General features: G+C 73.3%; 7 protein-coding genes. 3 read left to right on the top strand and 4 right to left on the bottom strand.

Annotation, left to right across the window (positions count from 1 at the left end):
* Nucleotides 1-7 precede the first annotated feature (7 nt).
* On the bottom strand, nucleotides 8-2023 hold the full coding sequence (locus O7612_RS16485; RefSeq protein WP_282265299.1) for a phage tail sheath C-terminal domain-containing protein: 2016 nt from the start codon (nucleotides 2021-2023) through the stop codon (nucleotides 8-10).
* Nucleotides 2024-2273: 250 nt separating this feature from the next.
* On the opposite strand from O7612_RS16485, the gene O7612_RS16480 reads away from it, so the two are divergent.
* Together O7612_RS16480 and O7612_RS16475 are read left to right on the top strand one after the other, a co-directional pair.
* A complete protein-coding gene (locus tag O7612_RS16480; protein ID WP_348774300.1) occupies nucleotides 2274-2609 on the top strand; it encodes a DUF2071 domain-containing protein in 336 nt (111 codons plus the stop codon).
* Nucleotides 2610-2770: 161 nt separating this feature from the next.
* Nucleotides 2771-3220, top strand: a complete 450-nt coding sequence (locus tag O7612_RS16475; RefSeq protein WP_282265298.1) for a hypothetical protein — start codon at nucleotides 2771-2773, stop codon at nucleotides 3218-3220.
* Between the two features lie 63 nt (nucleotides 3221-3283).
* On the opposite strand, the gene O7612_RS16470 is transcribed toward O7612_RS16475, so the two are convergent.
* Together O7612_RS16470 and O7612_RS16465 are read right to left on the bottom strand one after the other, a co-directional pair.
* On the bottom strand, nucleotides 3284-3733 hold the full coding sequence (locus O7612_RS16470) for a hypothetical protein (protein ID WP_282265297.1): 450 nt from the start codon (nucleotides 3731-3733) through the stop codon (nucleotides 3284-3286).
* A gap of 1046 nt (nucleotides 3734-4779) precedes the next feature.
* On the bottom strand, nucleotides 4780-5010 hold the full coding sequence (locus O7612_RS16465; protein WP_282265296.1) for a hypothetical protein: 231 nt from the start codon (nucleotides 5008-5010) through the stop codon (nucleotides 4780-4782).
* Between the two features lie 23 nt (nucleotides 5011-5033).
* On the opposite strand from O7612_RS16465, the gene O7612_RS16460 reads away from it, so the two are divergent.
* Nucleotides 5034-5240 (top strand): hypothetical protein, encoded by a 207-nt coding sequence (locus O7612_RS16460; RefSeq protein ID WP_282265295.1) that lies wholly within the window; start codon nucleotides 5034-5036, stop codon nucleotides 5238-5240.
* A gap of 171 nt (nucleotides 5241-5411) precedes the next feature.
* Here the strand turns inward: O7612_RS16460 and O7612_RS16455 are convergent, their stop codons facing one another.
* Nucleotides 5412-7514 (bottom strand): ThuA domain-containing protein, encoded by a 2103-nt coding sequence (locus O7612_RS16455; protein ID WP_282265294.1) that lies wholly within the window; start codon nucleotides 7512-7514, stop codon nucleotides 5412-5414.
* Nucleotides 7515-7520: the final 6 nt, after the last annotated feature.

Below are 7520 nucleotides of genomic sequence, written 5' to 3'. Positions count from 1 at the left end.
ACACCTCTCAGGACGGACTCTGGCCGGCGAGCTGCTGGATCCGCACGATCACGAACTCGGCGGGTTTGAGCGGGGCGAACCCGACGACCACGTTGACCACACCGCGGTCCCGGTCGTCGCTGGTGGTGGTCTCCGCGTCGCACCGCACCAGGTACGCCTCGCGCGGCGTGCGCCCGGCGAACGCGCCCTTGCGGAACAGGTCCTGCATGAACGACGTCAGGTTCAGCCGTAGCTGCGACCAGAGCGGCTCGTCGTTCGGCTCGAAGACGGCCCACTGGGTGCCCCGGAAGACGCTCTCCTCGATGTACAGCGCGAGCCGCCGCACCGGGGTGTACTTCCACTGGCTGGCCTGCACGTCCGCGCCGGCCGTGGTGCGGGCGCCCCAGTTGACCGTGCCGATCACCGGGAAGGTGCGCAGACAGTTGAGCCCCAACGGGTTGAGCACCCCGTTCTCGGCGTCGGTCAGCGGATACACCAGGCTGGTCACCCCGCGCAGCTGCGCCTCGGTGCCGGCCGGCGCCTTCCACACGCCCCGTTCGGTGTCCTGGCGGGCGTACAGGCCGGCGAGGGTGCCGCCGGGGGCGACGGTACGGGGCCGGAACCCGTCGGTGGGGTCGGGGACGCGCAGCCGGGGGAAGTGCGCCACCGCGTTGGGCCCCTTGACCCCGAGCTGGTTGATCCAGTCCAGCGCGCGGTCCGGGTCGTCCACCCCGGGCGGCGGGTCGACCAGCAGGACCGCCCGGCGACGCTCGCAGACGTCGTAGGCGGCCGACCAGACCGCCTCCGGGTCCAGCCCGGTGTCGACGACCCCGGGGTCACCGGGCCGGGCGCGGGTGGCGTCGGGGATGCAGAGCAGGTTGAACAGGTCGGTCTTGAGCAGCGCGTAGATGCCGGAGTAGGCCGCCTCGCTGCCGATCAGCGCGGCGGTGCCGGGCAGGGTGGTGCCGTCGGATCCGGTGACCAGGTCGCCCTGACCGAGCCGCTTGGCGCCCACCGGACTGAACCGGCCCACGTTGGTGGTGGCACCGGACAGACCCAGCAGGGCCGCGCCGTCGGCCACGTCACCGGCGGGGGCGACCCCCGCCACGGTGAAGGCGGCGTCCACGGCCGCCGGGGCGACCACCGCGTCCACGTCGCCGAGCAGGCGCAGCCCACCGGCGGCGGTGGGGACCACCCGTACCCGCAGGCCGGCCGCGCCGTCGGCGGCGCCGAGCGCGGTGTTGACCTTCCGTTGCAGCAGCGCGGCCACCCCGGCGGGGGAGGACGGCAGCCGTTCGCCCTTCTCCAGCACGGTGACGGTCACCGCGGCGACCGCCGGCACGGTCTTGGTGGGGTCGTTCGGGTCCGGTTTGGTGGGCCGGTCCGGCTGCACGGTCAGCCGGTAGTTCTTCGCGTCGTCCACCGTGGGCGTGCCGAGCGCCGCGCCGACCGTGCCGCTGGGCACCGGCCGGCCGGCCCCGGCGGCCCCGCCCCGCGCCCGGACCAGCGCCGAACCCCGGTCCGGGTCGTTGAGCAGGGCCACCGCGTACGCGGCGCTGGCCGGGTCGGCGGACAGGCCGGTGAACCGTTCGGTGTCGCCGGTGGCGGTGTCGGAAACACTCAGGTTGAACGACTTGGCGTCGGCGGCACCGTCGTGGTCGACGTCGACGAGCAGCCCGCTGCCCCACGCGCCGGTGCTCGCCGCGTCCAGCAGCAGCGCGGACTTCGCCCCGGCGCCGATCTTGTCGAGCAGGGTCACCGAGGCGGCCCGGGCATCGGCCCGGGGCACCCGCACGACCAGGGCGGCGGACCCGCCGTTGCGGAAGAACTGCTGCACGGCCAGGCTGAGTTCGGAGTCCCGGTCGACCCCGCCGAACCGGCGTTCGAACTCGCCGAAGGTGTTCACCCGGACGGCACGGTGCTCGGGTCCGGTCCGGACGTACCCCACGAAGGCGGTCACCCCGGTCGCCACCCCGATCGTGGGACGGACGGAACTCGCGACTTCCTCGATGTACACGCCGGGATAGCTCGGAGTGACGGGCATGACTACCTCGTCTCGCAGTGGCGGGTCGGCTGATGTCACACTCCGCTCACACCGCACCCGCCTCTAGCGGACACCCGACTACGCCGCGTCAACTACCCGACATCCCCGACACCCGTTCCCCGCCCGGACATCGATGCACCGGACCGGTCCGGTACCCCCGCTGTCGCGGGCGGGCACGCCGTGAGGTGCCCGCCGACATCCGCGGTGCCCTCCGCCGACGAGGCAAGCCGATTTCCTCCCGGGCGGGTGAATCCGTCGTCCCTCGCCGCCCGGGAACGCACCCGGCCGACCGTCCGACCGGTCGGAGGCGGCAGGAGAATGGGGTACGTGCAGATCGAGCCGGTCGACCCCGCTGGAGCACTTCCTCACCGCCCGGTGGGGCCTGCACACCCGGGCCTACGGACGCACCCTGTACCTGTCGAACTGGCATCCGCGGTGGCCGCTGCACCGGGCCGAGCTGCTGCACCTCGACGACGAACTGGTCACCGCCGGCGGACTGCCGACGCCGACCGGGCCGCCGGTCAGCGTGCTGTACCCGCCCGGCGTGCCGGTCCGGTTCGGTTCTCCGACACCGGTGAGGACATGATCCCGATGGTTGCCGGAACGGATACCGTCCGGGCGGTGGGCAGTGGTCGTTGATCGAGGGCATGCTCGTGAATCCGACGGGACGCGCAGGCCGGAAGGAGATGGCGACGACGTATGGTGAGGGTGGAGCGTCAGGCCGAGATTCCGGCACCGGGGTGAGGGGTGAGGATGTTCGGTTGGCAGAAGAAGCTCGACGACATGGTGGCGCAGCTCAGGCCCGACCTGAGTCGGGAATCGCTCGGCGTCGGGCCCGACTTCCCGGGTGTCGCCCCGAACCCGCTCCTGAGCAGTGACGCACGCAAACGCAACGCGGAACTGCGGACGGGGGTACTGGCGCTCGGTGTTCTCGTCGACTGGCGGGAGGTCGGCGGCGACGGCAGGCCACGCGTGGTCCTGATGCTCGACGTGGAGACCGCCGACGGCATCTCGTTCCGCGGTGTCGCGGACGAGGACCTCACGATCACCGAGCTCACCCGACTCGCCCCGGGACAGACGTTGCCGGTGCGTTACCGACCGGCCGTCATGGACCACTACGTCGCCCTTGCCCGGGACGCGGACCCCGCCCGGGTACGGCAGCTCGCTGACGAGATCGCGAGCCGCAAGCGGAGCTGACCCGACGTCCCGCACACCGCGCCGATCGATGCCGCCCGACGCGGCCGCCGTCGCCCGGATCGCTCAGTGTCCGCCGCGGATCAGGTCGAGGGGGTCGGTCCGGATGCCGAAGTGCTGCCGCAGGGCGCGGCCGGCGGCGTGCACTCCGGACATGCCGTGCACGGCCGGGCCGGGTGGGGTGGAGGCCGAGCAGAGGTACACGCCGGGCAGCGGGGTCCGGTACGGATCCCAGCGGGCCGCCGGCCGCATCACCAGCTGCCACCCGGTGACCGCCCCGCCGGAGATGTCCCCGCCGACGTAGTTCGGGTTGTGCGCGCTGGCCTGCGCCGCCGGCACCACGTGGGTGGCCAGGATCAGGTCCCGGAAGCCGGGCGCGAAGCGTTCCACCTGGGCGACGATCTGGTCGCTGACGTCGCGCGGGGAGCCGTTCGGCACGTGCGCGTACGTCCAGAGCACCTGGTTGCCGGCGGGCGCCCGGCTCGGATCGACCACGCCGGGCTGCACCGCGAGCACGTACGGGCGTTGCGGGTGCCGGCCGCGTACCACAGCGGTTTCGGCGGTCCGGGCCTTGGTGGCCGCCGACCAGGTGCAGGGTGCCCGCGCGGGCGCATGCCGGCTCCGCCCACGGCACCGGCCCGGAGAGCGCGAAGTCGACCTTGCAGGCGGCCCCGCCGTACCGGAAGGAACGCAGACTGCGCGCGTAGCCGGCGGGTAGCCGGTCGCCGGCGATGCGCAGCAGGCCGGCGGGGGAGACGTCGAGCAGGACCGTGCGGGCCGGCGGCAGTTGGGCCAGGTCGTCGATCCGGCTGCCGGTGACCACCCGGCCGCCGAGGTGCCGTAGCCGGGTCACCATCGCGTCGGTGATCGCCCAGCTGCCACCCGCGGGGACCGGCCAGCCGACCGCGTGGCCGAGGGTGGCCAGCAGCAGGCCGGCCCCGGCCGGGGCGAGCCGGCGCGGTGGGGCGATCGCGTGCGCGGCGACCCCGGCCAGCAGCGCGGCCGCCTCCTCGGTGCGGAACCGGGCCGCCGCGGCCGGGGTGCCCTGTTCCAGGGTGCGGAGCCCAAGCAGCAGTGCGGCGAGCGGGTCGCGGGGCACCCGGCGCAGGTCGGACATGGCCGTGTCGACCACGCCCGACCATCGTCGGACCAGCGGCCCGAGCAGGGACCGCCAGGCCGCCCCGTCGCGACCCAGCCCCTCGGCGGTGCGGTCCAGGTCCCGCCAGGCCAGCGCCGCCCGCCCCCCGTCGAGCGGGTGGGCGTACGGGATCTCCGGCTGCGACAGCCGTACGCCGTGCGCGGCCAGGTCGAAGGCACGGAAGAAGGGCGAGGCGAGGGCCATCGGGTGCACCGCCGAGCAGACGTCGTGCCGGAACCCGGGCAGGGTCAGCTCCTCGGTCCGGGTGCCGCCGCCGGTGGTGTCGCCGGCCTCGTGAACCTGGACGTTCAGCCCCGCCGAGGCGAGCACCAGTGCGGCGGCCAGCCCGTTCGGGCCGGAGCCGACCACCACCGCGTCCACCCCGCCGGCTGCCGCCTGTGCTCCCATGGTGTGCCCTCCCGCCTCAGACCAACGCCTGTTCCGCAGCCAGACTCGCGTAGAGCGCATCGGTGCGGACCAGCTCCGGATGCGAACCCACGGAACGGGCCGTGCCGTTCTCCAGCACGACGATCTTGTCGGCGGCGAGGACCGTGGAGAGCCGGTGCGCGACCACGACCACGGTGGTCCGGCGGGAGACCTCCTGGATCACCTCGCGCAGGGCGGCTTCGTTGGCGGCGTCCAGTTGCGAGGTCACCTCGTCGAGCAGCGGAAGCGGCCGTGATCGCCGCCGCCCTCGTCGGTCACGCGCACGGCCGGGACTACCGTGCCGAGCACCCGTTCCAGGACGTGGACGCCTCATTGGCCTCGGAGAGTGCCTGGCTGGCCCGGGTGGCCCGGCAGGTCGCCGGCTCGGCGGAGGTGGACCGGGTCCGCCGGCTCGCCGCCGCCGAAGCCACCAGACCCCGCAACGCCGACCAGGCGTAGCCCTCTCGCCATCCGGTCTCGGCTGGCCGGTGACGGCACGCATGGACCGGGAGAATTCCGTGGATCCCGTCGTGGATCTTTCAGCGGGTACGCAGGCGTCCCGGCCCGCAGGACCGGACGTGCCCCCGCCGCCGGTCCGACAGCGGGGGCACGGGCCGCCCGCCTACCGGGTCACGGCAGGGTCCACTTCTGGTTGGCGGCGGCCAGGCAGGTCCACAGGTGCACGGCCTGGCCGTCGGTGGCGCTGTTGTTCGACACGTCCAGGCACCTGCCCGACTGCGGATTGCGCAGGGTGCCGTCGGCCTGCGCCGACCAGTTCTGCGCGCCGCTGCCGTTGCAGGTCCAGAGTTGGATCTTCGTGCCGTCGGCGGAACCCCCACCCGAGACGTCCAGGCACTTGCCCAGTGCCTTGACGGTGCTGTTCGGGGTGACCGACCAGGTCTGGGCGGCGCTGCCGTTGCAGGTCCAGATCTGGATCTGGGTGCCGTCGGCGGTGGCTGCGTTGCGGACGTCCAGACACATGCCGCCGAGCCCGACGACCGGCCCGGTACCGGGGGTACCTCCGCCCCGGACCAGGGTGAAGTCGTCCACGTCGAACAGGCCGGTCCCGGAGCCGGTGAAGGTCAGGTACACGGTCCGCGTACCGGTGGGCACCCCGGCCAGGGTGGTGCTGACGTCGGCGTACGTGGTCCAGCTTCCGGTGTTGGGCACCGCCACCTGGCCGAGCAGCGGACCGGTGGCCGAGCCGGTCCGGATGCCGATGGTGCCGCCCGGACCACCGGAGACCACCCGGGCGCGCACCGAGGTGACCCCGGTCAGGTCGAGACCGGGGTAGGCGGCCCAGTCGCCCGGGTCGACGTAGCCGAGGGTCTGCCCGCCGTTGGCCCCGGCCTTGGCGAACGCGCTGACCCCGTTGGCCGAGCCGAACGCCTCGGCCTGCACGGTGGTGGTGCCGCCCGGTGGCGGGGTGCCGCCCAACTCCTTGATCCGGACGTTGCGGAACGACACGTCGTCGCCCGTACCGTGGTTCTGGAGCCCGACGTGGCCGGCGAGCGAGCGGGCCGGGTCGGTGTTGGTGAAGTCGTTGATCCTCCGCCCGTTGAGGAGGACCTGGAGCCGTTCCCCCTCGACCAGCAACTCGTAGGTGTTCCACTCTCCCGGCGGGTTCAGGGCGGCGTCCCGGGCGGCCAGGTCGGCGGACTGGAAGGTGTAGACCGCGCCGGTGGTGCGGTCGGCCGCGTCGGTGGCGTCGATCTGGATCTCGTACCCGTTGTCGACCGCCGACCAGGGGTCGGTCGACGGCGGGAAGCCGATGAAGACGCCCGAGTTGTCGTCGCCGGCCATCTGCCAGTCCAGCTTCAGCGAGTAGTTGGTGAACTGCCTGGCGCTGTACCAGTACAGGCCCATGCCGCCGACGGAGGTGAGGGTGGCGTCGGCGTTGCCGAAGCTGCCCGGACCGGCCTGCGACCAGCCGGCCGTCGACCCGTTGTAGAGGGTGACGTAGCCGGTCTCCGGACGGCAGTCGGCTTTCGCCCGACCGGCCGCGTACCGGATGCCGCCGAGCAGGTGGCTGCGGAGCGCCGCCTCCGCGTACGACGCCTGGGTGTGCCCCAGACCGGTGTAGAACGACCGGCCGGAGCTGACCGTCTTGCACCAGGAGATCGGATGGTCGCCGCCCATCGCGCCACCCGAGTACGACGACTCGTCCAGGGTGGCGAGGACGCGGGCGCCCGCGCGCGGGTTGGTCTGGTAGTTGTACCACTCGTCGGTACGGGTCCAGGTCTGCGGCAGCGCCCCGGTGGCCGGGTGCGCCCGGTTCTCGACGCGGACGTTCGCCTGCTGGACGGCCGGGTGCGAGGCGAAGTAGCCGCCCACCAGGCTGCCGTAGTACGACCAGCCGTACTCGGTGTCGGCGGCGGCGTGGACGCCGACGTACCCGCCGCCACCGTTGACGTACGACTCGAAGGCGGCCTGCTGTGCGGCGTCCAGGACGTCGCCGGTGGTGTTGAGGAAGACCACCGCCTCGTACTGGGCCAGGTTCGCGGTGGTGAACCGGGACGCGTCCTCGGTCGCGGTCACGGTGAAACCGTTCGCCGTGCCGAGTTCCCGGATCGCCTGGGTGCCGACGGCGATCGAGTCGTGCCGGAACCCGGCGGTCTTGGAGAACACCAGCACGTCGTACGGGGCGTCGGCCGCACCGGCCGGCGTCGGGACGGCGAGAACCGCGGCGGCGGCGGTCACCGCGCCGAGGACGGGTCGAAGGAGTCTGCGCATGTCACT

Source organism: Micromonospora sp. WMMD987 (genome assembly GCF_029581435.1).
GTDB lineage: Bacteria > Actinomycetota > Actinomycetes > Mycobacteriales > Micromonosporaceae > Micromonospora > Micromonospora rifamycinica.
Note: the sequence above shows the minus strand (reverse complement) of the source record. Positions and strands in the feature narration are given on the sequence as shown.